The 26867-nt window shown below is 62.9% G+C and carries 23 protein-coding genes and 1 riboswitch; of the genes, 17 read left to right on the top strand and 6 right to left on the bottom strand.

Annotation, left to right across the window (positions count from 1 at the left end; all coding sequences use genetic code 11):
- Positions 1-8: 8 nt before the first annotated feature.
- The 3 genes from C1A13_RS11960 (at position 9) to C1A13_RS11950 (ending at position 5138) form a co-directional block, all read left to right on the top strand.
- Positions 9-1352, top strand: a complete 1344-nt coding sequence (locus tag C1A13_RS11960; RefSeq protein WP_101552302.1) for a GntR family transcriptional regulator — start codon at positions 9-11, stop codon at positions 1350-1352.
- A gap of 68 nt (positions 1353-1420) precedes the next feature.
- Positions 1421-3877 carry a hybrid sensor histidine kinase/response regulator gene (locus C1A13_RS11955; RefSeq protein ID WP_101552300.1) on the top strand — a complete coding sequence of 819 codons (2457 nt, stop codon included), beginning with the start codon at positions 1421-1423 and terminating at the stop codon, positions 3875-3877.
- Complete coding sequence (locus tag C1A13_RS11950; protein ID WP_101552298.1) at positions 3861-5138, top strand: ABC transporter substrate-binding protein; 1278 nt, start codon at positions 3861-3863, stop codon at positions 5136-5138. Before C1A13_RS11955 ends, C1A13_RS11950 begins: the two co-directional genes overlap by 17 nt.
- 131 nt (positions 5139-5269) lie before the next feature.
- Here C1A13_RS11950 and C1A13_RS11945 read toward each other — a convergent pair whose 3' ends face one another.
- Together C1A13_RS11945 and C1A13_RS11940 are read right to left on the bottom strand one after the other, a co-directional pair.
- On the bottom strand, positions 5270-6403 hold the full coding sequence (locus tag C1A13_RS11945; protein ID WP_101552296.1) for an aldo/keto reductase: 1134 nt from the start codon (positions 6401-6403) through the stop codon (positions 5270-5272).
- Positions 6404-6447: 44 nt separating this feature from the next.
- A complete protein-coding gene (locus tag C1A13_RS11940; RefSeq protein WP_101552294.1) occupies positions 6448-7602 on the bottom strand; it encodes a serine hydrolase domain-containing protein in 1155 nt (384 codons plus the stop codon).
- A 313-nt stretch (positions 7603-7915) separates the two neighbouring features.
- On the opposite strand from C1A13_RS11940, the gene C1A13_RS11935 reads away from it, so the two are divergent.
- From C1A13_RS11935 to C1A13_RS11890, 10 genes are all read left to right on the top strand, one after another.
- Positions 7916-9064, top strand: coding sequence for an aldo/keto reductase (locus C1A13_RS11935; protein WP_101552292.1), 1149 nt, complete (start codon positions 7916-7918; stop codon positions 9062-9064).
- Between the two features lie 16 nt (positions 9065-9080).
- Entirely contained in the window at positions 9081-9461 is a 381-nt protein-coding gene (locus C1A13_RS11930; protein ID WP_101552290.1) for a MerR family transcriptional regulator, read from the top strand.
- Positions 9462-9805: 344 nt separating this feature from the next.
- Complete coding sequence (locus C1A13_RS11925; protein ID WP_101552288.1) at positions 9806-10723, top strand: ABC transporter permease; 918 nt, start codon at positions 9806-9808, stop codon at positions 10721-10723.
- 13 nt (positions 10724-10736) lie between these two features.
- A complete protein-coding gene (locus C1A13_RS11920) occupies positions 10737-11786 on the top strand; it encodes an ABC transporter permease (RefSeq protein ID WP_101552285.1) in 1050 nt (349 codons plus the stop codon).
- Positions 11787-11802: 16 nt separating this feature from the next.
- Positions 11803-12807: an ABC transporter ATP-binding protein gene (locus tag C1A13_RS11915; RefSeq protein ID WP_101552283.1), complete on the top strand. Its 1005-nt coding sequence runs from the start codon at positions 11803-11805 to the stop codon at positions 12805-12807.
- A complete protein-coding gene (locus tag C1A13_RS11910; RefSeq protein WP_101552281.1) occupies positions 12804-13859 on the top strand; it encodes an ABC transporter ATP-binding protein in 1056 nt (351 codons plus the stop codon). The genes C1A13_RS11915 and C1A13_RS11910 overlap by 4 nt, the downstream gene beginning before the upstream one ends.
- Positions 13860-14172: 313 nt before the next feature.
- Positions 14173-15819 (top strand): peptide ABC transporter substrate-binding protein, encoded by a 1647-nt coding sequence (locus C1A13_RS11905; RefSeq protein WP_101552278.1) that lies wholly within the window; start codon positions 14173-14175, stop codon positions 15817-15819.
- A 133-nt stretch (positions 15820-15952) separates the two neighbouring features.
- Complete coding sequence (locus tag C1A13_RS11900; RefSeq protein WP_101552276.1) at positions 15953-16420, top strand: nucleoside-diphosphate kinase; 468 nt, start codon at positions 15953-15955, stop codon at positions 16418-16420.
- A gap of 90 nt (positions 16421-16510) precedes the next feature.
- Positions 16511-17134, top strand: coding sequence for an AAA family ATPase (locus C1A13_RS11895; protein ID WP_101552275.1), 624 nt, complete (start codon positions 16511-16513; stop codon positions 17132-17134).
- Between the two features lie 236 nt (positions 17135-17370).
- Entirely contained in the window at positions 17371-18555 is a 1185-nt protein-coding gene (locus C1A13_RS11890) for a hypothetical protein (RefSeq protein ID WP_101552273.1), read from the top strand.
- A 96-nt stretch (positions 18556-18651) separates the two neighbouring features.
- Here the strand turns inward: C1A13_RS11890 and C1A13_RS11885 are convergent, their stop codons facing one another.
- Positions 18652-18873: a helix-turn-helix domain-containing protein gene (locus C1A13_RS11885; RefSeq protein WP_101552271.1), complete on the bottom strand. Its 222-nt coding sequence runs from the start codon at positions 18871-18873 to the stop codon at positions 18652-18654.
- Between the two features lie 93 nt (positions 18874-18966).
- Here C1A13_RS11885 and C1A13_RS11880 point away from each other — a divergent pair, with 93 nt between their 5' ends.
- From C1A13_RS11880 to thiT, 4 genes are all read left to right on the top strand, one after another.
- Complete coding sequence (locus tag C1A13_RS11880) at positions 18967-19194, top strand: DUF6809 family protein (protein ID WP_101552269.1); 228 nt, start codon at positions 18967-18969, stop codon at positions 19192-19194.
- A gap of 347 nt (positions 19195-19541) precedes the next feature.
- Positions 19542-20756: a hypothetical protein gene (locus C1A13_RS11875; RefSeq protein ID WP_101552267.1), complete on the top strand. Its 1215-nt coding sequence runs from the start codon at positions 19542-19544 to the stop codon at positions 20754-20756.
- A gap of 461 nt (positions 20757-21217) precedes the next feature.
- Positions 21218-22471 (top strand): hypothetical protein, encoded by a 1254-nt coding sequence (locus tag C1A13_RS11870; RefSeq protein ID WP_101552264.1) that lies wholly within the window; start codon positions 21218-21220, stop codon positions 22469-22471.
- Positions 22472-22593: 122 nt separating this feature from the next.
- Positions 22594-22705: riboswitch (TPP riboswitch) on the top strand.
- Between the two features lie 62 nt (positions 22706-22767).
- Entirely contained in the window at positions 22768-23340 is a 573-nt protein-coding gene (thiT, locus tag C1A13_RS11865; RefSeq protein ID WP_101552262.1) for an energy-coupled thiamine transporter ThiT, read from the top strand.
- A 393-nt stretch (positions 23341-23733) separates the two neighbouring features.
- Here thiT and C1A13_RS11860 read toward each other — a convergent pair whose 3' ends face one another.
- The 3 genes from C1A13_RS11860 to C1A13_RS11850 form a co-directional block, all read right to left on the bottom strand.
- On the bottom strand, positions 23734-25122 hold the full coding sequence (locus tag C1A13_RS11860; RefSeq protein WP_101552260.1) for a lipopolysaccharide biosynthesis protein: 1389 nt from the start codon (positions 25120-25122) through the stop codon (positions 23734-23736).
- Between the two features lie 34 nt (positions 25123-25156).
- Complete coding sequence (locus C1A13_RS11855) at positions 25157-25657, bottom strand: COG2426 family protein (protein ID WP_101552257.1); 501 nt, start codon at positions 25655-25657, stop codon at positions 25157-25159.
- A 313-nt stretch (positions 25658-25970) separates the two neighbouring features.
- On the bottom strand, positions 25971-26777 hold the full coding sequence (locus C1A13_RS11850; protein WP_101552255.1) for an amidohydrolase family protein: 807 nt from the start codon (positions 26775-26777) through the stop codon (positions 25971-25973).
- Positions 26778-26867 lie beyond the last annotated feature (90 nt).

Below are 26867 nucleotides of genomic sequence, written 5' to 3'. Positions count from 1 at the left end.
GCGCGCCCGTGGAAGGGACATACGAACGGTATAAGCTGATATATGATTATTATGCGGCCAGAATCTGCTTCGGCCGCTGCGCCTTCGGGGATTCCCTGCCCGCGATCCCGCGGATCGCTTCCGAGTTCCATGTGGCTGTCCCGACCGTCCGCAGCGCGCTGGCCCGGCTGGAGGCGGACGGCCTCATCCGGGTGGAGGCGAAAAAGGCCGCCCGGGTGGTCTACCGGGCGGGATCCGCCCGGTTCCGGGAAAACGCCGCGCGGTATTTCGTGCCGCGCCGGGAGGGGATCCTCGATATCGTCCGGACCGGCGGGCTCCTGTACGACCCGCTCTGGGAGGCGGGGCTCCGGACCTGGAACCGGGAGAGGACGGGGGCGCCGCCGGCCGCGGCGGGGTTTTCCCTGACCGTCCTCTCCTCGCTGGGCAACCATCTGGTCATGAACCTCTGCTGGGAGATGATCCGGTACCTGTGCTTTCCCCTGCTGGACGCCCACGGCGCGGCGGAGGACTGCCTGCGGGAGCTGAGGGCCGGCGGGGACGCTGACCGTGCGAAGCGCGCCTGTCTGGCCGGCTGGAAGCAGGACATCGACGAGCTGTTCGCCTTCCTCGAAACGGCGCGCGCGGAGTACGCGCTGGAGGACGTCCGCCCGGTCCCGTTCGAGTGGAACATCTACCGGCAGCGTCCCCAGCTGCGCTATTCGATCGCCTCCCGCATCATCCGGGAGATCCTGGAGGAACGCTACCCGGTCGGGAGCTTTCTCCCCTCCCTCCCGCGGATGGCGGAGCGGTTCGGCGTCGCGGTCTCCACGGTCCGGCGCACGCTGGACCTGCTGGCCGGGCTCGGCGTCGCCGCGTCCTTCCAGGGGAAGGGGACGCGGGTCCTCATGGACCCCCGGCGGATCGACTTTTCCAAACCGGAGGTCCGCGAGGCGCTGGGGCTCTACGCGGAGAGCCTGGAGTTTCTGGCGCTGACCGTCCGGAAGGTGTCCCTCTTTACGCTGGAGGCGGCGTCCGGGGAGACGCTGGACCGGCTGGCGGAACGGTTCGCGCGGATCCGGGAGGAAAAAAAGAGCTACCTTGTCTTTGAGGCATACCTCGCCTTCATCACCGACGCCTGCCCGTCCGCGGCGGTGCGCCAGTGCTACCGCAAGCTCAACGAGCTGCTGGCCTGCGGCTATCCGGCCACGCTGAGGCGGCTCGGGGAAAACCGGCTTGACAATGCGTTTTCCGGGACGATCGCACAGGCGCAGGCGGATTTGCGCGCGCGGGATTTCGAGCGCATCGCCGCCGGCTGGCAGGGCTTTCTGGAAAACGAGGCGGAACGGTTCCGCGCTTTCGCGGCGCGGCAGTGATCCCGCGCCGCGGGGAAAAGCATCACACACGGGGCCCGTCCGGGCCCCACGGTCAGGAGGGACGCGAGATGAAGAAAGGATCCGGCCGGGAACCCGGCGGCGGGCGGTCGATTGCCGGGGCGGCCCTGATTTTGCTCCTCATCCTGCTGGGGGTCGGCGCGTTCACCTTCCACCTCTATACGCGCATCGTGAACGAGAGCAAGACCCTCGCGTGGGAGATGACGCTGAAATCCGCCGAGGTGATGGAGCTGCGGCTGGAGGATATCCGTTCGTCGCTGGCCGCCTTTTCACGGAGCGTCGCCTCGAGCGGCGCGGGCCCCGGCGAGGTGGGGGAGATGGCCTCCCGCCAGCTGGACGGCCACCCGATCTTCCGCCTCCACGTCGTGACGGAGGAGGGCGCGCCGCTGACGGAGGACTACGGCCTGACCGCCGGGGACGCCGCGCGGCTGGAGGAGCTCTGCCCGGAGGACGGCGCGTTTTCCGCGGGGTACCTCGGAAAGAGCGGCCGCTGGCAGACCGCGGTCGCCGTCTCCGGCACGGTGGCGGGCGTCCCCTGCCGGTTTTACGCCGAGTGCGTGCTCGACGACCTGTACATGGACGACTTCATGGAGTTCCACAGCCAGCAGGGCTACTGCTATATGATCTCCGGCGGCGAGGGGACCTTCATCATGCTGCCCCACAACAAATTCGGGCAGGGGCTCTACTCCGGACTGTTCACCATGCTCGAGGCCTACCGCAGCAACGACCCGGCGGTAATCGCAGAGATCCGCGCCGTCTTGGCCCGGGGCGAGGCCTGCACGGTGCAGCTGGATTTCCGCGACGAGAACTGTTATTTCTGCTTTGTCCCGCTCGAAGAGCGGGCCGACTGGTTCATCGTTTCGATCATCCCGTCGGACGCGCTGCAGGAAAACGGCATGATCGCCATCGCGGCCATCGTCCTGCTGGGCGTCACGGTGCTGCTGGGCGCGGCGCTCCTGCTCTGGATGAGCCGCCGCCGGTGGAAGCTGCGTTCGGAGGTGGAGGCGGCAAAGCTCGCCAGCGAGGCCAAGAGCAGCTTCCTCTCCAACATGTCCCATGAAATCCGCACGCCGATGAACGCCATCGTCGGCATGACCGAGATCATGAAGCTGAACACCGGCGACCGGGACCGGATCGCCGCCTGCCTCGACAAGATCGGCGTCTCGTCCAAATACCTGCTCGGGATCATCAACGACGTGCTGGACATGTCGAAGATCGAGAGCAGCAAGATGACGCTCGAACACGCCCCCTTCCCGATCGGCGCGGTGGTCGAGGAGGCGGTCGATCTCGTCCTGCCGCTGATGCGCGGTCGCGGGCACGCGTTCGACGCCTGCGCCTTCTGGGACGGCCCGGAATGCCTGGTCGGGGACGGGATGCGTCTGAGCCAGATCCTCGTCAACATCCTGTCCAACGCGGTGAAATACACGCCCGAGGGGGGCCGCATCCGCCTGCGGCTCTTTGGCGGGCGGGATCCGCAGCGCGCGGACAACATGCTGGTGCGGATCGAGGTGGAGGACAACGGCGTCGGCATGAGCCCCGAGTACCAGGCGATGGTGTTCGAGCCGTTCACGCAGGAGAAAAATTCCCTCAGCCGGGGCACGGGGCTCGGCATGGCGATCAGCGCGCAGCTGGTCCGCCTGATGGGCGGGGAGATCACGGTGGAGAGCGCCCTCGGGCGGGGCAGCGCCTTCCGCGTACGGCTTTCCCTGCCCGCGGCGCTGCCGGACGGGGACGGCGGGCAGCCGGCGGGCAAGGCCGTCCTGGTGGCCGACGCCGACCCCGAGACGCTGGAGGCCGCGCGGCTCACGCTTTCGGCGGCGGGATACCGGGTATCCTGCGCAGGGTCCGTACCGGAGACGCTGGAAATGCCGGACGGCTCGGGACCGGATCTTGTGATCGTGGACGACCGGCTCGGAAGCAGACCGGAAAAAGCCGCGCGCCGGTGCGGCGCCGTCCTCTGCCTGAGCGGGTTCAGCCTGCCGTCCGCCGGGACGACGGAGGGAACGGGCTGCCTCGGCAAGCCCCTGCTTGCGTCGAAGGTCGCGGCGGCGCTGGGCGGCGGAACCAATCCCGCCGCGGACCGTACGGAGGACCGCCCGCTCGACGGCCTTCGCATCCTGCTGGCGGAGGACAACGAACTGAACGCGGAGATCGCGGTGGAGCTTTTGAGCCACTTTGGCGCCGAGGTGGACCGGGCGGCGGACGGGGAGGAAGCCGTGGACCGGTTCGTTTCGGGCGGGGAGGGCCGGTACGATCTGGTGCTCATGGACATCCAGATGCCGCGCATGAACGGCTATGACGCGGCGCGCGCGATCCGGTCGCTCGGGCGGGCCGATTCCTCCCTGCCGATCCTCGCCATGACCGCGGACGCCTTTTCCGAGGACGTTTCCCACGCGCTGGAGACCGGTATGGACGGCCATATCGCCAAGCCGATCGATATCCAGAACCTGCTCCAGACCATCGAGCGGGCGGTGAAGGGGGAGAAACGCGATGAAGCTGCGCCGTAGAGCCGTCTGCGCCCTCATGGCCGTCCTGCTCGCCCTTCTCCCGGCAGGGTGCCGGGAGAAGGGGGTCCAGGTGGTGGACGGGGCCGGGGAAACGGTCAACCTGCGCTTTCTGGGCTTCAAGGTGGGCGCGGACAAGGTGGAGGAGATCGACGGCATCCTCAACCGCTACATGGAGCAAAATGAAGATGTGGTGATCGTCTACGAGGGGCTGGGGGACAATTTCGTCGACATCCTGACCAACCGTCTCGAGAACGGGTACGCCGACGACCTGTTCATGATCAGCGACCAGGCGCTGACCACTTACGAAACCAGGGGCTGGTACGGCACGCTGATCGCCGACCTTTCGGGGGAGAAATTTGTACAGCGATACAACCCGATCATCCAACAGCTTATCACGGTGGACGGAAAAATTTCGGCGGTGCCCATGTGCCTGAGCGTCGTGGGGATGCTCGGCAATATGGACGTGCTGCGCGCCTGCGGGATCGGGGAGATGCCCCGCACCTTTGACGAGTGGGTGCGGGACATGGAGATCGTCCGCGACCATGGCTACACGCCGATGGTCAACTATCAGGGCAACGCCGCGAGCATCTCCTTTTTGATGTCGGGGCGCTCGGCCGCGCCCTTTATCGAGGGCGCGCGGACCGTGTCGGAAGGGCTGACCGCGGAGGAGGTCTACGCCGGGGGAATCCGCGACGTGTACGCCCTGGTGGAAAACGGCCTGATCGACCGGGAGCAGATGTCCGGCGAGACGGACGCGCGGTCCTACCGCAAGGTGCTCGGGGAACAGTTCGCGGGCGGCGGGGTGGCCTTCGCCGTGGCGCCGAGCTGGAGCCTGTCCGCCTTTCTGGCCGGGGAGCCCGGCTTTCAATACCGGTACGCCGGCCTTCCGGTCGGGGACGAGGGCCCGCTGACCTGCGTGCGCGCGTCGGTCCTCGTGGGGGTCAACAACGAGGGCCCGCACCGGGAGGAGGCACTGCGGTTTCTGGATTTCCTGATGCAGCCGGAGCACATCGAGAGCTACGCGGCGGAACAGAACAGCCTGAGCCCGCTTCAGGGCGCGCAGAGCGGCGACCCCCTGTTTGCCGAGCAGCTCGCGCTGATCGGGGAGGACCGGATATACAGCGACACCGATTCACGGATTCCCTTCAACCTGCTGAAGCTCCTGAACGGCGCGGCGGCGCAGATGGTGCGGGGGGACCCGCTGGACCGGATCCTGGCGGATTTTTCCGCGGGCGTGCAGGCCGGCCGCCGCCCGAAATGACAACGGAAAACAGGGGACGCCTCGTTGAGGCGCCCCCTGTTTTCCGTCAGAAGATCCGATCCGCGGCCGACCCCGGAGGGCCGCCGCCAGCACCGGAGAATCGTCCCGCCTGGACGCGGGGGCGCGGACGGTCACGCGTTCAGCTTCGCCGTGAAATCCGCCATGGCCTCTGAAATCCTGATCTGCTGGGGGCAGACCGCCTCGCAGCTGCGGCAGCCGAGGCAGGCGGGCGGGCGTTTGTCCTCGGGCAGCGCGGACAGGGCCATCGGCGCGAGGAACCCGCCCTCCGTGAAGCAGTGCTCGTTGTAGAGCGCCAGCAGCGAGGGGATATCCAGCCCCTGCGGGCAGTGGGAGGTGCAGTAGCGGCAGGCGGTGCAGGGCAGCGCGATCTTCCGGACCATGCCGTCCGCGACCGCGAGCAGGGTCTCCGTCTCGCGGGCGTCGAGGGGCTTTTCCGCCTCGAAGGTGCCGAGGTTTTCCTCGAGCTGCGCGAAGCTGGACATGCCGGAGAGCACGACCGTGACGCTCGGGAGCGACTGTAAAAACCGGAACGCCCAGGCCGGGACGCCCTCCCCCGGGCGAAGCGTCTTCAGCTTCGCGGCGTCTTCCGGGGAGAGGGAGGCGAGCCGCCCGCCGCGCAGGGGCTCCATCACCCAGACGGGGATGCCGTATCCGTCGAGCAGGGCGATCTTCGCCTTCGCGTCCTGGAAGGTCCAGTCGAGGTAGTTGAGCTGGATTTGGCAGAACTCCATCCGGTCGCCGTAGGCCTTGAGGAACCGCTCGATCACCCCGTAACTCCCATGGGCGGAGAAGCCCAGGTGCCGGATGCGCCCGGCCTCCTTCTGCCTGACCAGATAGTCGAAGATGCCGTGCCGCTCATCCAGATAGGCGTCGATATTCATCTCGCAGACGTTGTGGAAGAGGTAGAAATCGAAGCGATCCACCCGGCATTTTTTCAGCTGCTCCTCGAAGATCTCCTCCACCCTGTCCATATTGGAGAGGTCGTAGCCGGGGAATTTGTCCGCGAGGAAAAAGCGGTCCCGCGGGTAGCGGGAAAGCAGCTTCCCCATGACGAGCTCGGACCGCCCGCTGTGATAGCCCCACGCGGTGTCGAAATAGTTGATTCCCCGCTTGATCGCGTAATCGACCATTTTTTCCGCCGCGGCCTCGTCGATCCGCGCGTCGTCCCCGTCGACGACGGGCAGGCGCATGGCGCCCAGCCCGAGCGCGGAGAGCTTCAAATCCTGAAAGTCTTTGTAGATCATGTCCGGTTCCCTCTTTCCTTCCTCATTGCCGGTTTCGTTGTTTTTTATTCAGGCCGCCGCCCGTCGTACGCCGCGAGGACGTAGTCGGTAAAGAAGGGGCGCGGCGCGTAGCTGTTCTGCGGGTAGTGGCTGGCGATGACCGTCACCAGGTCGAGCTCGGGCACCACGAAGACGTACTGCCCCCATGCGCCGAAGGCGTAGTAGGTGTCGTAGCCCCCTTCGCCAAAGGAACGCACCCACCATTGGTAGCCGTAGCCGCCGGTGCCGTCCCCCGCGCCGTTGTTCTGCGCGGCCGTGGACTGGGCGAGCCAGTCCGCGGGGATGAGGCGGCGGCCGTTCCAGACGCCGCCCTCGAGGTAGAGCTGCCCGAACCGGGCCGCGTCCCGGGCGGTCATGGAGATGCCGTTGCCGCCGTCGGTGACGCCCTGCGGGTCGGCCCGCCAGACGACGCTGTCCATCCCGAGTGGCTCAAAGAGCTTCTCCCGCCCGTATTCCAGCAGGCTTTTGCCGGCGGCCTGCTGAAGGGCCGCGGAGAGCAGGTGGGTGTTTCCGGTGCTGTAGTTGAAGGCCGCGCCCGGCTCGGCCGTGAGCCGCCGCCCGAGGATATAGGCCACCCAGTCGGGGGCCGACTGGAACTCCGCCCAGTTGCTCTGGCCGCCGCCCCACTCATACCACTCCAGCCCGGAGGTGTGGGTCAGCAGGTGGCGCAGGGTGATCTGACGCTTGCGGGCGTCCTCCGGCTCCGCCGCCTGCGGGAGGTAGTCGGACAGCGGATCGTCCACCCCGCCGAACAGCCCCTCGTCGATGGCGATGCCGACGAGCGCGCCGGTGAAGGATTTGGAGCAGGAGTGCAGCGGGAACACGCTCGTTTCGTCGTACCCCTCGCCGTAATACTCGTCGATGAGAACCCCGTCTTTCGCCGTGACCATGGCGTAGACCGACGAGCCCGCCAGCGCCTCGTGCAGCCGCGTAAGCACGGCGGGGTCCATCCCGTGATTTTCCGGCGCGTCGAGCGTCCAGCTGTTGTCAGGCTCCGGTTCGGGGGCGGGCGCCGGTTCGGGGGCGGCGGGTTCCGCCGCGGCGCTGGAGGGCGGGGACCCGGAAGCGGCCGCGCCGGCCGCCCCGGCGCCGCACCCCGTGGCCACGCAGAGGGAGAGGAAGACGCCGGCTGCCGCCGTCAGTCGTTTTTTCAGGTTCATCGGGATACCTCCTTTTGGGTCCGGCCTTCTGGAAAAAGTATAATTTCCCGCGCAAAGAATAGCAAATGCTTATTTTTGATGGTGTAAAATGCCCGGAAGGCATGGAGCGCCGCGCGGCGCGCGCTCCGGGCCCCGTTTTTTGCACAGGGGATCCGGTTCGTTTAAACCCTACACCATGGAGTGCGCTCCAGGTCAAGTAAACAAATTGTGAACGGATCGATTTGGCGGAAATACGCAAAATTGGGGGTTGACTTGGAGTGCGCTCCAAGTGTTACAATGGGCTCACAAACGATAGGAGAAATGGGGAACAGCGATGAACTACCGTGAACTTGGAAAAACCGGCCTGCGGGTCAGCGAGATCGGACTGGGCTGCGAGGGCTTCGTCCTCCGGGACGACGCCTTTGCCGAAGAGCTCTTCCAGCTGGCCTTTGAAAACGGGGTCAACTGCATGGACCTCTACACCCCCAACCCCGACGTCCAGCGCCGGACGGGCAGGGCGATCCGGGACCGCCGGGGGGCGTTCGTCCTCCAGGCGCACCTGTGCGCCGTCTGGGAGGACGGGCAGTACCGCGCGACCCGCAGGATCGATGAGGTCCGCGCCGCGTTTGAAACGATGCTCGCCAACCTCGGCACGGATTACGTGGATGTCGGCATGATCCACTATGTCGATTCCCCCGCGCTGTGGCGGGAGATCGCGGAGGGGCCGGTGATGGCCTACGCGCGGGAGCTCCGTCGTGCGGGCAGAATCCGGCACATCGGCGTCAGCAGCCACAACCCCGAGGCCGCGCTCGCGGCGGTGGAGAGCGGGCTGGTCGAGGTGCTGATGTTCAGCGTCAACCCCTGTTACGACCTTCAGCCGCCGAACGAGGACGTGGAACAGCTGTGGGCTCCGGACAATTACAGCGGCGGCCTCACCAACATGGACCCCACGCGGGAGCGGCTCTACGAGACCTGCCAGCGCATGGGGGTGGGGATCACCGTCATGAAGGCGTTCGGCGGCGGCGACCTGCTCAGCGGGGAGCTCTCCCCGGCGGGCAAGGCGCTCACCCCCGTCCAGTGCCTGCACTACGCCGCCACGCGCCCGGCGGTGGCCTCGGTCATGGTCGGCGCGCGCAGCCTGGACGACCTGCGCGCCTCCCTCGCCTACGAGACCGCCTCCGACGGGGAGCGGGACTACGCCGCGGCGTTCGCCTCCTTCCCGCGGATCCGCTGGGAGGGCCACTGCATGTACTGCGGACACTGCGCGCCCTGCCCGAAGGGGATCGACGTGGCGACGGTGACCAAATTCCTCAACCTCGCGAAGGCGCAGGGCGGCGTGCCCGAGACGGTGCGGGAGCATTACGCCGCGCTCTCCCATAAGGCGGGGGTGTGCGTCGCGTGCGGGGCGTGTGAAAAGCGCTGCCCGTTCGGGGTCCCCGCCGTCGAAAATATGAAGCAGGCGGCCGACATGTTCGGGAAATGATGGGAGGGGAACGGCCATGACGATTGCGGAGGTCAGCAGGAAATATGAGATCAGCGCCGACACCCTGCGCTACTACGAGCGCATCGGGCTGGTCCCGCCGGTGCCCCGCAGCAAAAGCGGCATCCGGGATTACGACGAGGCGTCCTGCGGCTGGGTCGAGCTGATGAAGTGCATGCGGGCGGCGGGGGTCCAGATCGAGGCGCTGATCGAGTATGTGAACCTCTTCCAGCAGGGGGACGGGACGATCGACGCCCGCAAGGAGCTGCTCAAGGAGCAGCGCTGCCAGCTCGCGGCCCGGATGGCCGAAATGCAGCGGTCGCTCGACCGGCTCGACGAGAAGATCGACCGGTATGAAAAGGGTCTGATGACGGGCGCGCATCTGCGAAGGCAGGGCTGAACGAAAAGAGCCCCGGTTTCCGGAAAGGAAACCGGGGCTCTTTCGCGCCGCCGATTCCGGGATTGGCCGGCGCGGGCCTCCGCGCGGGTCTCATTTCGGATACAGGCAAACATTTCTCGGCAGAAAAAGGGAATATCCGGCTGTGCGCCGTTGACAAAATCCGCGAAAATCGGTAAAATTAATATTTATGGCGACGAAGTGCGACAGGCCGGTGTTTTTTGGCTGGAAACGCCTGTTTTTGCTCCAGAAACAGGCGGAGCCGCACTCTTGCGGCCCCGCGGCGGCGGGGCTGGGCCGTCGAAACGGCCCGGATTTCGACGCAAACAAATGAAGGAAGTGATACTGTGGGAAAATACATCCTGAAGAGGGTGGCGATGGCGGTGCTGACCATCTATCTGGTATCGACCATTACCTTTTTCCTGATGAATCTGGTGCCCGGCGGGCCGTTCCTGGCGGAAAAGGCGGTCAGCCCGCAGGCGCAGGCCGCGATGGAGGAGAAGTACGGGCTGGACAAGCCCCTCTCGGTCCAGTATAAGAACTATATGCTCGGCCTGGTCAAGGGCGACCTCGGACTCAGCGTCAAGCAGCGCGGGCGCACGGTGGCGCAGATCATCGCCACCAAATTTCCCGTGTCGGCGCGCCTGGGCGGGCTTTCGATCCTGACGGCCGTCTGCGTGGGCATCCCGCTGGGAAGCATCGCGGCGTTCAACCGCGGCAAATGGGCGGACAACGTGGTCATTTTCATCGCCACCTGCGGCATCGCGGTGCCCAGCTTCGTCATCTGCACCCTGCTGCTCATGCTGTTCGGACTCAAGCTCGGATGGCTGCCGACGGTGGGGCTCAACAGCGTGCTCCACTATATCATGCCGGTGACGGCGCTCGCCTTCTACCCGACGGCGTATATCGCGCGGCTCATGCGCTCGTCGATGCTCGACGTGCTCGGGCAGGACTATATGCGCACCGCGCGCGCCAAGGGCCTCGGGCAGTTCAAGTGCATCTTCAAGCACGCGCTGCGCAACGCGGTCCTCCCGGTGGTCACCTACCTCGGCCCGCTGCTCGCCTATACGCTGACGGGCAGCTTCGTGGTGGAGAAGATCTTCACCATCCCCGGGCTGGGCAGCGAGTTCGTCGGCTCGATCACGGGGCGCGACTACCCGCTGATCATGGGGACGACCATCTTCCTGGCCGTGCTCATCGTCTCGATGAACGTGATCGTCGACATCGCCTATAAACTGATCGATCCGCGGATCAAGCTGAAGTGAGGGGGGAAGATTGATGTCGGAACAGAATAAGAAATTCCCCACCTTCCAGCTGAACGTGGACGACTTCCTCCCGGCCGACGAGGCGGAGAAGGAGAGCCTGGTCACGATGCGGGCGAGCGTCGGGTTCTGGAAGGACGGCTTCCAGCGCCTGCTCAAAAACCGGGTGGCGATCGTCAGCTTCGTGGTCATCCTGATCGTCATGATCTTCTCCTTTATCGTCCCGAGCTTCTATCCCTACAGCTATGAGCACCAGATCCGCGGCGCGGAAAACCTCGCGCCCATGCAGTATTCGGACGGCGAGCTCGAGCAGATCGCCGCAGGGGAGAGCGTCTTCCCGCACATCCTCGGCACCGACCACCTCGGGCGCGACTTCGCCGTGCGCGTGATGATGGGCAGCCGCATCTCCCTGCTGGTCGGCCTCATCGCCTCCGGCCTCATCCTGCTGATCGGCTCGATCTACGGGTCGGTCGCCGGCTTCTTCGGCGGATGGGTGGACATCATCATGATGCGCATCGTCGACATCATCTACACGGTGCCGGACATCCTGATCATCATCCTGCTGGCGGTCACGCTGAAATATCCGCTGCAAAACCTCGCCGAGCAGCCGGGCTTCGGCTGGATCGCGGCGGTGGGCGTCAACCTGACGAGCATCTTCATCGTCTTCGCGCTGCTCTACTGGGTCGGCATGGCGCGCATCGTGCGCAGCCAGATTTTGCAGCTCAAGGAGCAGGAATACGTCACCGCCGCCCGCGCGCTCGGCGCGAGCAGCGGCCGCATCATCCGCAAGCATCTGCTCACCAACTGCATCGGCACCCTCATCGTCACCACCACCCTTCAGATCCCGTCAGCGATCTTTACCGAGAGCTTTCTGAGCTTCCTCGGCATCGGCGTCGCGGTGCCGATGCCGTCGCTCGGCTCGCTCGCCAACGACGCGCTCAACGGCCTGCAGTCCTACCCCTACCGGCTGCTCGCGCCGGCGCTGCTCATCAGCATCATCATCCTCAGCTTCAACCTCCTCGGGGACGGCCTGCGGGACGCCTTCGACCCCAAGATGAAAGAATAGAAAGGAGAGGATTTTTATGGGAAACCTGTTGGATATCAAAGATGAACGCCTCTCCTTCTTCACCCCCGCGGGCGAGGTCAAGGCCCTGGGCGGCGTCTCCTTCTCGATGAAGGAGGGGGACGTGCTGGGCATCGTGGGCGAATCGGGCTCGGGCAAGTCGGTCACCTCCTATTCGGTGATGGGGCTGACCGCGCATCCGGGACGCCTCATCGGCGGCTCGATCGAGTTCAACGGCCACCGCATCGACCAGATGTCGGAAAAGGAGATGCGCAGGATCCGCGGCAACGAGGTGTCGATCATCTTCCAGGACCCGATGACGAGCCTCAACCCGGTCTATACGATCGGCAACCAGATCTGCGAGGTCATCCGCCTGCACACCAAAAAGAGCAAGGCCGAGGCGCGTGCGCGCGCCACGGAGCTGCTGACGCTGGTGGGCATCAACGAGCCGGAAAAGCGCCTCAAGCAGTACCCGCACGAGCTTTCGGGCGGCATGCGCCAGCGCGTCATGATCGCGATCGCGCTCGCCTGCGAGCCCAAGCTGCTCATCGCCGACGAGCCGACCACCGCGCTCGACGTGACCATCCAGGCGCAGATCCTCGAGCTCATGATCGAGCTGCGGGAGAAGCTCGGCATGAGCATCATCATGATTACGCACGATTTGGGCATCGTTTCGAGCATGTGCGAGAAGATCGCCGTCATGTACGCCGGGAAGATCGTCGAGTACGGCACGGTGGACGAGATCTTCTACGAGACGAGCCATGAGTATACCAAGGGGCTTCTGCGCAGCATCCCCAAGCTGACCAGCGAGACGCACGAAAAGCTGGTGCCCATCGAGGGCACGCCGGTGGACATGCTCAACCCGCCGAAGGGCTGCCCCTTCGCGCCCCGCTGCGGCGCCTGCATGAAGATCTGCCTGCGGGAGATGCCCCCCTACACCGACCTGAGCGACACCCATTACAGCGCCTGCTGGCTGATCCAGAAGCGGGAGTTTGAAAAAGCGGCGGGAGGGGAGAAACAATGAGCAAGCTGATCCAGGTGGAGCATTTGAAGCAGTATTTCCCCGTCGCGGGCGGCAAGCTCTTTGAAAACCGCGTGGTCAAGGCGGTCGACGACGTCTCCTTCTACATCGAAAAGGGGGAGACGCTCGGCCTGGTGGGCGAGTCGGGCTGCGGCAAGACGACCACCGGGCGCACCCTGCTGCGGCTCTATGAGCCGACGAGCGGGCGCATCGTCTACGACGGAAAGCCGATCTTTGACAGCGGCGACGTTCCGCTGACGGATGAAAACGGCGAGCCCAAAAAGGACGCCGCCGGCAGGGCGGTCTGCGGGCCGAAGACGGCTGTGAACATGATGCCCTACCGGCGCAGGATGCAGATCGTCTTCCAGGATCCCTACGCGAGCCTTGACCCGCGTATGACGGTCGGGGACATCATCGGCGAGGCGATCGACATCCACAAGCTCTGCAAAAGCAAGCAGGAGCGGCACGACCGGATCATCGAGATGCTGCGGCGGGTCGGGCTCAACTCGGAGCACGCCAACCGCTATCCGCATGAGTTTTCGGGCGGGCAGCGGCAGCGCGTCGGCATCGCCCGCGCGCTCGCGGTCGACCCCGAGTTCATCGTCTGCGACGAGCCGATTTCCGCGCTCGACGTTTCGATCCAGGCGCAGGTCGTCAACATGTTCGAGGAGCTCCAGGAGCAGATGGGGCTGACCTACCTGTTTATCGCGCACGACCTGTCGGTCGTCAAGCACATCTCCAACCGCATCGGCGTCATGTACCTGGGCAAGCTGGTCGAGCTGGCGGACAGCAGCGAGCTGACCTTCCACAGCGTGCACCCCTATACCCGCTCGCTCATCTCGGCGATCCCGGTCGCCGACCCCAGGCTGAGCCGCACCCGCCAGCGCATCGTGCTCGAGGGGGACGTGCCCAGCCCGGTGAACCCGCCCAGCGGCTGCCGGTTCCGCACCCGCTGCCCCTACGCGACCGAACGGTGCGCGCAGGAGGAGCCCGCCTTCCGCGAGGTTTCCCCCGGCCATTACGCGGCCTGCCACAACCTGGAGCAGGTAAAATAGAGGAAAAAACGGCAAAAATAGGTTACAAACCGGAGACATGCCTTGCATGACCGGCCGGATGCGTGTATAATAAAAGGCGATCTCATGCCGGCCGAAGGGCCGCGCGCACTCCCGGCGGAAACAGAATCCTGGACAAAAACAGCGGATATCCGCTGTTTTTGATCGCTCGTTTTACGAGCGATCATTCCTTTTGTTACCGCCGCGCGTCCGGGAAGGACGCCGCGGAAGACCGCGCGGGCGGCCGCAGCGCCGCCGGCTTGAGGGCTCCGTACGCATGCCCACGGTATGCAAAATGAAGAGGAGGAAAAAAAGCATGAAGAAACTGGCACTAGCCTTGGCAGTCGTGATGATTTTCTCACTGGCGTTCAGCGGCTGCGGACCCAAGACGGAGAATCCGTCCGGAACGGATGCCACCACCCCGTCGACGGACAACCAGCCTGCCGGCAGCGAGCTGGCGGTCTGCATCGGACCCGACCCCGAGACGATCGACCCGGCGCTCAACAGCGCGGTTGACGGCGCGAGCCTGATCATCCACGCGTTCGAGGGCCTTATGACGCTCGACCAGGGCGGCTCGGTCGTCCCCGGACAGGCCGAGACCTACGAGGTCTCCGACGACGGCCTCAACTGGACCTTCCACCTGCGCGACGGCCTCAAATGGAGCGACGGCCAGCCGCTGACCGCGGCCGACTTCGAGTGGTCGTGGAAACGCGCCGTCTCCCCCGACACCGCCGCCCCCTACGGTGAGTTCTTCAACGTCATCGCGGGCTACGACGCTGCCGCCGCCGGCGATTTCGACGCGCTGCAGGTCAAGGCGGTCGACGACAAGACCCTCACCGTCACGCTGGCCGCTCCCTGCGGCTATTTCACCCAGCTGCTCGCCTTCCCGACCTACGTTCCCGTCCGCAAGGATATGGTCGAAGCCAACGGCGAGGCGTGGGCCACCCAGGTCTCCAGCTATATTAGCAACGGCCCGTACAAGATGATCGAATGGACCCCCGGCGAGTACATCAAGTACGCGAAGAACGAGAACTACTGGAACTATGACGCGCTCGGCAGCGACACGATCAAGTTCCTGCTCATCGAGGACCCGAACGCGGTGCTCACCGCCTACCAGAGCGGCGAGATCGTCTGCGCCAAGGACCTGCCCTCCCAGGAGATCCCCGCCCTGCGCGAGACCGAGGACTTCCACCTCGACGACCTCATGGGCACCTACTATATCAGCCTCAACACCAAGCGCGAGCCGTTTGACAACGCGAAGCTCCGCCAGGCGCTGAGCCTCGCGATCGACCGCAACTATATCGCCAACACCGTCATGCAGGGCACCTACACCCCGGCGACCGCGTTTGTCGGCCCCGGCCTGCTCGACGCGGACGGCAAGACCCCCTTCATCGACAACAGCCCGCTCTTCATCGACCCGAACGACTATGAGGGCAACCTTGAAAAGGCCAAGCAGCTCATGGTGGAGGCCGGTTATCCGAACGGCGAGGGCCTGCGCGAGATCGAGTACTTCACCAACCAGCAGGGCTATCACAAGCCGGTCGCCGAGGCGCTCCAGCAGATGTGGGCCGAGCTGGGCGTCAAGCTGAACGTTCAGGTCGCCGACTGGGCGGTCGTCACTGCGGACCGCCGCCAGGGCAACTACGATATCGCCCGCAACGGCTGGGTCTTCGACTACAACGATCCGTCGAGCATGCTCGACCTGTTCACCACCACCAACGGCAACAACGACGGCAAATACAGCAATCCCGAGTATGACAAACTGATGGAGACCGCCCGCACCACCGGTGACGCGAACGTCCGGTTCGATTCGATGCACCAGGCGGAGCAGATCATCATGGACGAGGCGGGCGCGATCCCGGTCGCGTTCTACAGCGAGTTCTACCTGCTCAACCCGAAGGTCAAGGGCTTCTGGCATTCCCCGCTCGGCTACTTCTACTTCATGTACGCGACTGTCGAGTAATCAAATCGTTTCTCTGCCGCGCGGCGCCCTATGGCGCCGCGCGGTTTTTTTGCGTCCGGGAGTTGCCAAACGGGGGAAAAGGTGCTATGCTATATGCGTTAAAAAAATAACGATAGTAAGGAGTGCCGGACAGATGCATTACAGTTTTATCATGCTCAAGCCCGACGCGCTGGAGCGCGGGCTTGTGGAGGAGATTATGGACTACCTGCGGCGCGGCGGGGTGGAAATCGAGCGGCTCGGCTGCACCAAGGCGGGCGAGGAGCTGCTCTCCAAGCACTATGCGCAGGTCTTTGCCGAGCTGGGGCCCGACTTCAAACGCAAGATGCTCGACTATTTCAACGACAAATACGTGCTGCCGATGGTCGTGCGCGGCGAAAGCCCCGACCTCGTGGCCGACATCCGCAGGATTGTCGGCGCGACCAACCCCGCCAACGCGGACAAAGGCACCATCCGGGGCGATTTGGGGTGCGACTCCTACGAGAAGTGCAACCGTGAAAACCGCAGCTGCCAGAACCTCATCCACGCGAGCGACAGCGCGGAGAACGCGCGGATTGAAACCGCGCTCTGGTTCGGCGGAGAGGTGGCGGCGCGGTACTTCTGAGGCCGGGGGTCCGTCTTGATTTCGGCGGGCGAATCGACTATACTATAGGCGGGGAAACCGACCAAATTTTGTGAGGGACGGAGGGAGAAGTTGAAAAACTACGTCATCACGATCGCCAGGCAGTACGGCAGTGGAGGCAAGACGATCGGCAGGATGCTCGCCAGGGAGCTGGGCATCGGCTACCATGACAAGGAGCTGCTCGTCCGCGCGTCGGTCGAAAGCGGCATCAGCGCCGAGCTCTTTGCGCAGGTGGATGAGAAGATCAAAAAGAAACCGCTGATCAAGCCCGGGAAGCCGCTCTATACCGGGGAGGTGCTCCCGCCGGAGAGTCCCGATTTCACCTCCGTGCAGAACCTCCTGAACTATCAGGCCAAGGTCATCCGCGACCTCGCGCAGAAGGAGAGCTGCGTCATCGTCGGGCGCTGCGCGGACTTCATCCTGCGCGACCTGGACAATGTCCTGCGCATCTATGTGCATGCGCCGATCGACTACTGCATCGAAAAGACGATCGAGCTCCACCCCGATTTTGACGCGGAGGAGGCGCGGCGCTTCATCCAGCGCACCGACAAGGGCCGCAGCGATTATTACCGCTGCTTCACCGGGAACGACTGGAAGAACGCCGACAATTACGATCTGTGCATCAACAGCGCGGTGCTCGGCTGGGACAAGTGCGTCTCGCTCGTAAAATCCTATCTCGACATCAAGCTCTCCTGACGAACAAGGCGGATCGGACAGGATGCGGCCATTCGGCCGCATCCTGTTTTTGTTTACATGAAGTTCATAAATCAGGAAAATATATCCTAGAAAATGGAAGTAAAGTTACGGATTGGTTACAGATTCCGCGAAAAAGATTACAATTTGGTTACAAAATCCGTTGACTTTTTCCACCCGTCCGGGATATAATAAGGAAAAGAAGCCTGAAAAAGCATTTTTCGGAAAGGAAGCCCAACATGAAACGTCTGCTCTGCCTGCTGCTGGCCCTGCTGGCTGCGCTGGCCGCCGGGACCGCGTCCGCCGGCGCCGCGTCGTCCGGCAACGGTTCGGTCGCGGTACAACTCAATCGCGGCGGCGAGGCGGAGCTTGTCGACGGAGGTGGGGCCGCGGTCGCGTCGAGCGGGCCCGCCAGCTGCGACGCGGGCAATTACACCTTCGAAGTGGCCCCCGGCCAGACGGTCTACCTCTGCCTGGGCGAAAGCGGCTCGGCGGATACGACCGCGCTGTGGGACGTTTCCGCGGAGGCGATGGGCGCGGCCGCGACGGCCGACGAGCTCGCGGACAGCGGGCTGTTCCGCCTCAAGGCGGACAAGAGCGGCCCGGGCGGCAGCCTGCTGAAGATCAAACAGTACGGCGAGAAATCGCTGGGGGACGGCCCGCGCAGCTCCTGGCTGCGGATCGAGATCGCGGAGAGCGAGGCGGTCGAGGAGCAGAAGGCGGTGGCCGACCTCACCTTTTCCGCGCGCAAGGACGGAGACCGCTACGGCACGGGCGACTATGCGCTGCTGCGCCTCACCCTGTGGATCGCGAGCGAGGAGGCGTCGGGAGGCGACGCCGATTTGGAAGCGGGGGAGGGGGTCGTTTACCGCCCTGTCTCGAACGACAAAAATACCGCCGAGTGGGAGGGGATCGCCTCGGTGAGCTTTTCCGCGAGCAATGACGCGGACAAGTTTTACGCGAAGCTCTCCACCCGGATCGATCCCGATATTTACGGGCTTTACGGCGACCCGGCCGACGCGGACCTCTATTTCCGAGACTTCACCGGCGCGCTCGCGGCCGACTCCACCTCCCGCGCCACGCTGATCCTCTATAACCCGTGGGAGGACGAGGACTACCAGCCCGACCCCGCCGGGTGCCATATCTACCAGTTGGAGGCGGACGGAACCCTCAGCGACATCACCGGCATCTTCACCTATCTCGACTATGACGAGGACGGCAACGAGATCAACGGCTGGCGCACCCGCACCCGGACCCTCGGCTGTTATATCATCTCCGACGTGGCGCTGGACGTTTCGGTGGTCCCCGACCCGCCGCCCGAAGCGCCCGAGATCAGCGTGAACGCGAACCGGAAGGCCATCCCGAACACCGGCCTGGGGGAACTTTCGAGAAAGTTCCCCCAGGAACCCCCTCAAAGCTTTTGATGCAGGCGGAACGCGGCAGGTTGCCGGATGCGCCGCCCGTGCCGGAAGAGAAGCAAAAAATAAAAAGGAAGGGATGACGTGCCGTCATGCCTTCCTTTATTTGTTGCGGGGATATGGGGTGCGCCTGTCTGTAAGGCCCATCAAATAATCCACGCTTGTCCTATAATAGGAGGCAAGCGCTTCCATTACGGACAGGGGCGGCTCAACCTCGCCGATCTCATACCGCGAATAAGTTTGCTGTGTACAATGCAGATACTCCGCAAGCTCTTTTTGCAGCTTATGGTGTTCATCGCGGATATCGTATAATCTCAACCGCATCGCATCACCCCTGCCTTTATTATATGTACACAGAATCTGTGTATTGACGCATACACGGAAACTGTGTATGACAAAGGGAAAGGAGGCGTAGGAATGGCTTCGATTTTGAAAAAAGAGTATTCGGAGAGAAAACGATATCTGCTTGAATTGCTTCTGGAACCCTGCGATGCGGAAAAAAGTTTACGCAACTCTCTCGACGATCAACAGATGAGCTTGTTCCTTGACACTCTTGACCATCGGGATCGGCTTTACAATCATTTTGCTTGGCATTGTTATAAAGCCGCCTTCCGCAAGGGTGCGCGGACGATGATGGAACTGTGACCAAAGGGAACTTTTTTAAAAGTTCCCTTTGGAATCCTTTAAAACATTTGGTGCAGGCGGGGCGCGGCGGCTTTCCGCACACGCCGCCCGTGTTTCACACCGGCCTCTCCATAACCCTGTCTCACGGGCCGCGGATGCGGGGCGGGCGGCGGCTCGCCTGATCAAAGTCTTTGGGCGCTTTCTTCAGAAAGCGCAAAACGGACGCCCGGCTTTGTGCCGGGCGGTTCGCTTTCCCGTTCTTCTGCACGAAATCTTGCAAAGACGGTTATCGTGTGGTACACTGGTGGCACGGAGGGGCGACAGAAAAACAGGCCCCGGAATCCGTGACAGCGAGGGAGGACTGGACGATGAAAAAGATGTTGGCAGTGCTGATGGCGGCGGTGCTCGCGGGGAGCTTTGCGGGCGTGTGCGCGCTGGCGTACAGCATCACGACGGATACCCATCTCACCGGGGAGGCCTATGACGCGGACGGCGATTCGGTCGTGGGCGACTACAATTTCGCCTTTGGCGACAAGGTGTCGGCCGACTTTGTGCCCGCGGGCAAAAAAATCTACATCGAAATCGGCGACGGCACCGAATTTCACGGTGGCGCGGGGACGGTTTCGGCGGACGAGCTGGCCGACAGCGGCGAGTTCAATTTCCGCCTTGACCGCGACAAAAACGGCAGCCTGCTCGATTCCGTCAAGCTGGTGACCAAGAACCTCGACGGCAGCGGCCGGAAAAATTATATTGAGATCAAGCTCAAGGAAACGACCAGGACGGAGGAGCGCAAGGTCACCTTCGACGTCTATTTCAAGGCGCGCCACGCGGACGACGGCGACCGCTGGGAGAGCGGCGACATCGCGAACACGCGGTTTGAGCTGTGGGTGGACAACCCCGTGGAGGACGGCGACTACGCCGACATCGAAGCGGGACAGAACGTCGTCTTCAACCCGATCTCCAACGAACGCAACACGATTTCCTGGGGCGCGGACGACGACGTGGCCTGCCTCGAATTTGAGGCGGACGACGATTCGCGCAAATTTTACGCGAAGCTGTCCACCAAGATCGACCGCGACATCTACGAGGAGTACGGCGACCCGGTCAACGCGGAGCTCTTTTTCCGCACCTTTGTGGGGAGCCCGTCGATCGACTCGACCTCCCGCGCGACGCTGACCCTCTACAATCCGTGGAACGACTGCTACGACTGGTACGGCTCCCGTTACCGCGACGTGCGCCCGCGCGACGTGCACATCTACCTGGTCGACAGCGACGGCTACCTCGAGGATCTGACCGACCGGATGACCTACGCGGACGAGGACGACACCGAGGCGGGCATCGACGGATGGAAAATCCGCGTGCGTTCGCTCGGCACCTATGTGATCTCCGACCGCGACCTCGAGCTCGACTGGGGCGGGATCGAAGAGGCCCCCCCGATCGAGAAGACGGAGGAGACCCCTCCCCCCGCGCCCAAGCCGGGACCCGCGCCCGCGCCGACCGGCTCCCACGACGCCGTCGGCGTTGCGGTCATGCTCGCGGCGGCTTCCGCGACGGCATTCGCGCTTACGAGAAAACGCAGATAAGGATTCGCGCGCGTACGCGTATAGAAGAAAGACTGTAGCATCGCCGTCGGCCGATTCCGGCCGGCGGCGGTTTTTCATCCGCGCGAGGGCAAAGGCATTTGCGTTTTCGGTTTTCGGGAACCAAACGGCATTGCGCATTCGATTTTCCGCGTTTGCACACGGCAAATTTTGCCGCATCTCCATTTTCGCGGCGGATATGCGCGATGGTTGCATGGGATTGACAGAAATCCTGCATTTGCGTTTCCATTTTGCATAACTAATATCTAGAAATTGCTGAAAAAATCAAAAAATGAAATTATTATATGCGGTTTAATGTGCAATATGCACGATAATTATTACAATTTGGTAACAAAAACCTCTTGAAAAGTGCTTGATTCTCGGATATACTCAGTCTCGTTCCAAGCGGCTCGGATGTGCTGAGCCGGAGGATCGAAACTATTTTTCAGGAGGAACCCAATACCATGAAAAAAGTGCTTGCTATGATGCTTGCAGCCGCTACGACTCTGTCGATCGGCGTGACCGCTCTGGCTGATGACATCACCACCCTGGAGGATCCCACGAGCTCTTCGTCTTCCGAAGAATCCTCGTCCGAGTCCTCTACCGAGGAAAGCTCCTCTGAGGCTTCTTCTTCCGAAGCGTCCTCTTCCGAGGCTTCCTCTTCCGAGACTTCCTCTGATGCGACTTCTTCCGATGTCGTGACCGACGTTGACTTCAAGGATGCGACCGGCATTGCGATCGGCGCCGACGAAGACGGCGTTGTCCTGGGCGACGATATCCTCGAGCCCGGCACCGAGTACAAGTTCCCGGTTTCCATGATCGTCGGCGGCAAGTCTGTCAAGATCACCGACGAAAACATCAAGGATTTCAAGTTCCGCTACTCCAAGGTTTCCACCAAGGGTATGAGCCGCTTCGAGATCGAGGAGCACAAGGGCCAGTACTACCTGTACGTTGAGTCCCGCGACACCATGACCACCAAGCCTGTCGATATCAAGTACAACGTCAAGCTGACCCCGAAGTCCACCACCCTGCCGGTCTTCAGCCAGGAAGTCAAATTCCAGTACGGCTATGAGGAAATGGGCGGCGACTACATCGACAGCCTCGACAAGGGCGACACTGTCGAAATCGACAACAGCAACCCGGTCATCACCGCTTCCCAGTTCAACAAGATCGCGAAGATCAACGACTACAAGAACGTCACCCTCGCGGGCAACGGCTGGGAGTTCACCGTCAACGTGAGCGATGAGTCCACCAAGAACCTGACCCACTCCAACGCGGGTATCAAGGAAGTTCTCTCGAAGTTCCCGGATCAGGATTTCAAATTCTTCACCTTCGGCGCCAAGCCGACCTTCTCCGGCACCGGTAAGCTCTCTCTCGACGTTGACGACATTGTCGACGACTTCGACAAGATGTACACCTACCGCTATGCGGATGGCAAGCTCTACCGCATCAACGCGACCTTCGACGCGGATGAGAACACCCTCTCCTTCCGCACCAACAAGCTGGACAACTTCCTCGTCACCAACGAGCTCATCAAGGATGGCACCGTCGTGACCGAGGTCGACAACGACAACTCCTCCAGCTCCGACAAGGAAGAGAACACCGACAAGAACAACCCGACCACCGGTGCCAACGACATGATCAATGTCGCTGTCATGGCTGCGATCGCCTCCCTGGCGGCTGCCGGCACCATGGTCACCAAGAAGCTCTCCAAGTAATTTTACAAAGAGGCTGATTAGAGCGGACGGGGACGGGCGTATGCCCGTCCCCGTTTGTTTTGTTTTCCTCGGGCTTTACAAACCGGACCGGATGGTGTATAATAAATACCGCAAACAGAATAAGCCACGTAACGGGGGGCTGGCGTCAAGCCGGCTGAGATAGCGCGTATTGCCGCGCTGACCCGAAAACCTGATCTGGGTAATGCCAGCGTAGGAAGAGCGTTTCTCCTTTTACGCCGCAGGGATTATCTGTGGCGTTTTTGTTTGGAAAAAACAAGTGGAAAGGGGAAACCACCATGAAGCCAACCACCCGCAAACTGACCCACAGCGCCCTGATGCTGGCGCTCGCGCTGCTGCTTTCGATGATCAAGTTCTACCACTTCCCGAACGGCGGCTCGATCACCGCCGCGAGCATGGCCCCGATTATCATCATTTCGCTCATGTACGATACCCGGTGGGCGCTCTTCACCTCCTTCGCCTATTCGCTGCTCCAGATGCTCGAGGGCTTCTATCCGCCGCCGGTCCAGTCCTTCGGCATGTTCGTCGCCCTCATCCTGCTCGACTATGTGGTCGCCTTCGGCGTCCTCGGCCTCGCGGGCCCCGTCGCCCGCCGCTTTCAAAAGAAGCCCCTCGGCGCTGCGGTCGGCTCGATCGTCGTCGTCTTCTGCCGCTTCTTTTGCAGCTTCCTCTCCGGCATCATCGTCTGGGGAAGCTACGCCCCCGAGGGTACCCCCGTGTGGATCTATTCCCTCACCGTCAACGGCCCCATCATGATCGGTGAGATGATCACTACCTCCGTCGTCGTCGCCCTCCTCGTCAAATTTATCGACTTCCAGAAGCTGGCCGGCAAAAGCTCGGCGGCTGCCTGAGAAGGACGGAAAAAAAGGATCCCCCGGCATCAGCCGGGGGATCCTTTTTTGCGCTTTCGCGGGAGGACGGAAAAGCCAAACGCCCGGCGTCAAGCCGGGCGTTCGTTTTTGCGCTTTCTGAAGAAAGCGCCCAAAGACTTTGATCGGGCCGGCCGCGCGTCCTCCCCGCATTCGCGGCCCGTGAGACGGGGCCGTGGCGGGGCCAAAACACGAACGAAACGTTTTGAGGGATTCCAAAGAGAGCTGATGAGAAGACGGAGATCGGGTTGGGCCGCGAAACCGGTATGCGGGTTCCCTCCGGCACGGGCGGCGTGTGCGGAAAGCTGCCGCAGACCGCCTGAACCAAACGTTTTGAGGGTTTCCAAAGGGAACTTTTTCAAAAGTTCCCTTTGGCTACCGCTTCTTCAGAATTTTCTGCGCGTTGGCGAGCATCTGGCGGAAATTGAGGGCGAGCAGGAGGGCGCAGAGGAGGGCCTCGGGCAGGATCCAGCCGGTCTCAAGGTTGAGGAGCACCCACGTCTGGCCGAGAAGGATGGCGAGGTTGAGCAGCAGCTTGAAGGGGCTCCAGTGGAGCTTGATGAAGCGGCGGGTGTCGACGATGCGCACGGCAAAGACGATGAGGTAGCTGGCGAAGGTGGCGAAGGTGCCGCCGTTGATGCCGAAGCGGGGGATGAGCAGGGCGTTGAGGATGACGTTCGCGCCCGCGCCGAGCGCGGTGGTGACGAGGGTGGCGACGCTCTTCTTCTCGGTCATGTAGATGCTGCCCAGGAAAGTGACGAAACAGGAGAAGGAGGTGGCCAGCAGCAGGAAGGGGGTATACTTCCACGACTCCAGGTATTCGCCGTGCGCAAGAATGTGGATGACGAACTTGCTGAAGAGCAGCAGGCCCGAGGCGGCGGAGAAGATAAACGCCTGATAGGCGGCGAAAACGTTGCTGAAAAAGCGGGTGCGCCCGGGGCCGTCCTCGGTGAAGGCGGACATCTGCCAGGCGTCTGTGAAGATGCCGGAGAGCAGGTTGATGATCGTGGGGACCTTGTAGGCGATGGTGAGCAGGCCGTTTGCGTCCGAACCGATGTAGTATTTGATGAAATAGGTGTCGGAGGCGTTGGTGACCCACCAGAAGATATTCGCGGGGATGAGGGGGACGGCATAGCGCAGCATCGAGCCGAGCACCGACCAGTCGCAACCCCGGAAACGGATATACCGGCGCAGGCCCGCGATAGTGAAAAGGAAGACGGAGGAGAGGAAATCGGCGGCGATGGTGGCGAGCAGGTACCCTGTGAGGCCGAGGTGGAACACCACCAGAAAGATGATGTTGAAGGTGATGACCAAAATGGTGCTGAGCACCCCGTCGAAGGCATAGAGCTTGATGAACTGCTTGGCGCGCACGAACTGGGCGCAGAGGGAGCGCATGCAGGAGGTGAGCACATAGAGGTAGACGAGCGGCGCGCCGCCCTCGAGCATCTCGACGCGGGAGAGGAGCGGATAGAAGGCGAGCAGGAGCACATACCCGGAAAAAATGGCGGTGAGCGCGCCGGTAAAAACGTCCCGCTTGTCGGTGGCGCGGTCGATGCCGAACCGGATGATGGCGTTGGACATGCCGATCGACGCGAGCGGGATGATCAGGTTGGCGGTCTGCGCGAGCAGGTTGGCGTCGCCGAGTTCTCCCGGAGCAAGCACGCGGGTATAGAAGGGAACGAGCAGAAAAACAAGCACCTTCGAGCTGAAGGTGCCGACTGCAAAGATCAGCGTGTTGGAGAGCAGCTTTTTATACTTGTCCACACCGCCGTCCCCTTTCCGTTCATTTGGCGAGCCGTCAGAAGAGATTCAAAAAGCCGAGCAGCCCGTAGGACCCCACCGTCATGATGACCCCGGCGATCAGCACGCCCAGCGTGATCGAAAGCAGCGCGGGGCGCATACGCATCCCGAGCAGCGCGGCGATCGCCGCGCCCGACCACGCCCCGGTGCCCGGCAGGGGCACGGCCACAAAGAGGCAGAGTCCGATGGACTCGTAGCGGGTGACCTTGTCCGACTTTGCCATGAGCCGGTTTTCGATGCGGGTGGAAAGCCCGGAAAGCAGGCGCGTGGACTTGAGCCAGCGGAAGAGCGGCCTGCCGAAAAGCACGATAAACGGGACGGGCAGCAGGTTGCCGACGACCGAGATGACAAAGACGGTCGGCCAGTCCATCCCAAAGAGCGCGCCGAGCGGAATGGAGCCGCGCAGCTCGATGAGCGGCACCATCGACACGAGGAAGAGGGCAAGCTCGCGGCCCGCGCCTGACAGGAACTCAAATAACTGCTGGGTGAGCTGCTGCATAAAATCCTCCGAAAGCCCGGATAAACCCGGATAAAAATACCATTGCAGAATCATATTATAATCAAATTATGCACAAAAGACAATGGAATATTGTAAATTCCCGCTCCGCCCCGGAATTTCCGTGCAAAAAGACGAAGCCCCCGCCCGCAGGGCGGGCGGGGGGATGGATATGCTTGCGGCAAACCGCACGGCGGACCCGCCAAAGGTTTTGAGGGCCCGGGGGACCGTTTTTCAGCTCTGCCGCATGGGCCGAGCGGACGGCGGCGCGGGGCGGCGGGCCTGTTAAAAGTTTTCGGGGTCCAGGGGGACTTTTTCAAAAGTCCCCCTGGGGCAGCAGCCTCTCGGCGTTCCTCCACTTGATGTCCTCGAGTTCCTCCCCGGTAAGGCCGAGGCACTCGAGCATACCGAGCTCGTTTTCGACGGTGTTCCAGGGGCAGTCGGTGCCGAAGAGCACGTGGTCGGCGCCCTTCTTGCGGATGAGGCGGAGGTACTCGCCCGGTTCGAGGTAGACGGAGCTCATGGCCGTGTCGAAATAGACGTTGGGCAGATCGCAGAGATAGCGCTCGGCGGGTTCCGTCTGGCCAAGCGCGCCCATGTGCGCGGCGACGAGGGCGAGGCGCGGGAAGGCGCGCGCGACCGCCGCGATCTGGTCGGCGGGCGCGAAATTCTCTCTGCTGACGGGGTCGCGCCCCGCGTGCAGCAGGAGCGGCAGTCCCGCTTTTTCGATGGTGGCGTAGATTGGAAAATACGCCTCGTCCCCGAAATAGCACGTCTGATAGGCGGGGTGCAGCTTGACGCCGCAGAGGCCGGCGGCCTTGATTTCGGCGATCTCGTCGGCCGCGCCGGGGTCCTTCGGATGCACGGTGCCGAAGCAGAGCATGTTCGGGTTGCGCGCCTGCACCTCGGCGGCGAAGCGGTTGACGGTCTTCTGCTGTCCGGGTTTGGTGGCGATATGCAGCACGACGGCGCGGTCCACGCCCCAAGCGGACATGGCGTCGAGCGCGCCGCGCTCGGTGCCGTCGGTGTAGTAGGGGCTGTCATAGGCGATGTGCGAGAGACGCGGCAGCGTCTTTGCGGCGAGCGCGTCGGGGAAGATGTGGGTGTGAAAGTCGACGAGCATGGTGTTTCCCCCTATAAATCCGGATGGTTCCGGGAATCTTAGATAAGGCAGAGTTTATTATACATCATCGCGTTACCGATGTAAAGCGCG

Source organism: Anaerotruncus massiliensis (ex Togo et al. 2026) (assembly GCF_900199635.1).
Classification (GTDB): Bacteria; Bacillota; Clostridia; order Oscillospirales; family Ruminococcaceae; genus Anaerotruncus; species Anaerotruncus massiliensis.
Note: the sequence above shows the minus strand (reverse complement) of the source record. Positions and strands in the feature narration are given on the sequence as shown.

What these genes read in the sequence shown, in the direction of transcription:
- C1A13_RS11870 (WP_101552264.1), top strand. Translation starts at nt 21,218, where the DNA reads ATGAAAAAAGTGCTTGCTATGATGCTTGCAGCCGCTACGACTCTGTCG.
- C1A13_RS11945 (WP_101552296.1), bottom strand. Translation starts at nt 6,403, where the DNA reads ATGATCTACAAAGACTTTCAGGATTTGAAGCTCTCCGCGCTCGGGCTG.
- C1A13_RS11930 (WP_101552290.1), top strand. Translation starts at nt 9,081, where the DNA reads ATGACGATTGCGGAGGTCAGCAGGAAATATGAGATCAGCGCCGACACC.
- thiT (WP_101552262.1), top strand. Translation starts at nt 22,768, where the DNA reads ATGAAGCCAACCACCCGCAAACTGACCCACAGCGCCCTGATGCTGGCG.
- C1A13_RS11855 (WP_101552257.1), bottom strand. Translation starts at nt 25,657, where the DNA reads ATGCAGCAGCTCACCCAGCAGTTATTTGAGTTCCTGTCAGGCGCGGGC.
- C1A13_RS11935 (WP_101552292.1), top strand. Translation starts at nt 7,916, where the DNA reads ATGAACTACCGTGAACTTGGAAAAACCGGCCTGCGGGTCAGCGAGATC.
- C1A13_RS11915 (WP_101552283.1), top strand. Translation starts at nt 11,803, where the DNA reads ATGGGAAACCTGTTGGATATCAAAGATGAACGCCTCTCCTTCTTCACC.
- C1A13_RS11910 (WP_101552281.1), top strand. Translation starts at nt 12,804, where the DNA reads ATGAGCAAGCTGATCCAGGTGGAGCATTTGAAGCAGTATTTCCCCGTC.
- C1A13_RS11940 (WP_101552294.1), bottom strand. Translation starts at nt 7,602, where the DNA reads ATGAACCTGAAAAAACGACTGACGGCGGCAGCCGGCGTCTTCCTCTCC.
- C1A13_RS11850 (WP_101552255.1), bottom strand. Translation starts at nt 26,777, where the DNA reads ATGCTCGTCGACTTTCACACCCACATCTTCCCCGACGCGCTCGCCGCA.
- C1A13_RS11900 (WP_101552276.1), top strand. Translation starts at nt 15,953, where the DNA reads ATGCATTACAGTTTTATCATGCTCAAGCCCGACGCGCTGGAGCGCGGG.
- C1A13_RS11955 (WP_101552300.1), top strand. Translation starts at nt 1,421, where the DNA reads ATGAAGAAAGGATCCGGCCGGGAACCCGGCGGCGGGCGGTCGATTGCC.
- C1A13_RS11880 (WP_101552269.1), top strand. Translation starts at nt 18,967, where the DNA reads ATGGCTTCGATTTTGAAAAAAGAGTATTCGGAGAGAAAACGATATCTG.
- C1A13_RS11950 (WP_101552298.1), top strand. Translation starts at nt 3,861, where the DNA reads ATGAAGCTGCGCCGTAGAGCCGTCTGCGCCCTCATGGCCGTCCTGCTC.
- C1A13_RS11885 (WP_101552271.1), bottom strand. Translation starts at nt 18,873, where the DNA reads ATGCGGTTGAGATTATACGATATCCGCGATGAACACCATAAGCTGCAA.
- C1A13_RS11905 (WP_101552278.1), top strand. Translation starts at nt 14,173, where the DNA reads ATGAAGAAACTGGCACTAGCCTTGGCAGTCGTGATGATTTTCTCACTG.
- C1A13_RS11920 (WP_101552285.1), top strand. Translation starts at nt 10,737, where the DNA reads ATGTCGGAACAGAATAAGAAATTCCCCACCTTCCAGCTGAACGTGGAC.
- C1A13_RS11890 (WP_101552273.1), top strand. Translation starts at nt 17,371, where the DNA reads ATGAAACGTCTGCTCTGCCTGCTGCTGGCCCTGCTGGCTGCGCTGGCC.
- C1A13_RS11875 (WP_101552267.1), top strand. Translation starts at nt 19,542, where the DNA reads ATGAAAAAGATGTTGGCAGTGCTGATGGCGGCGGTGCTCGCGGGGAGC.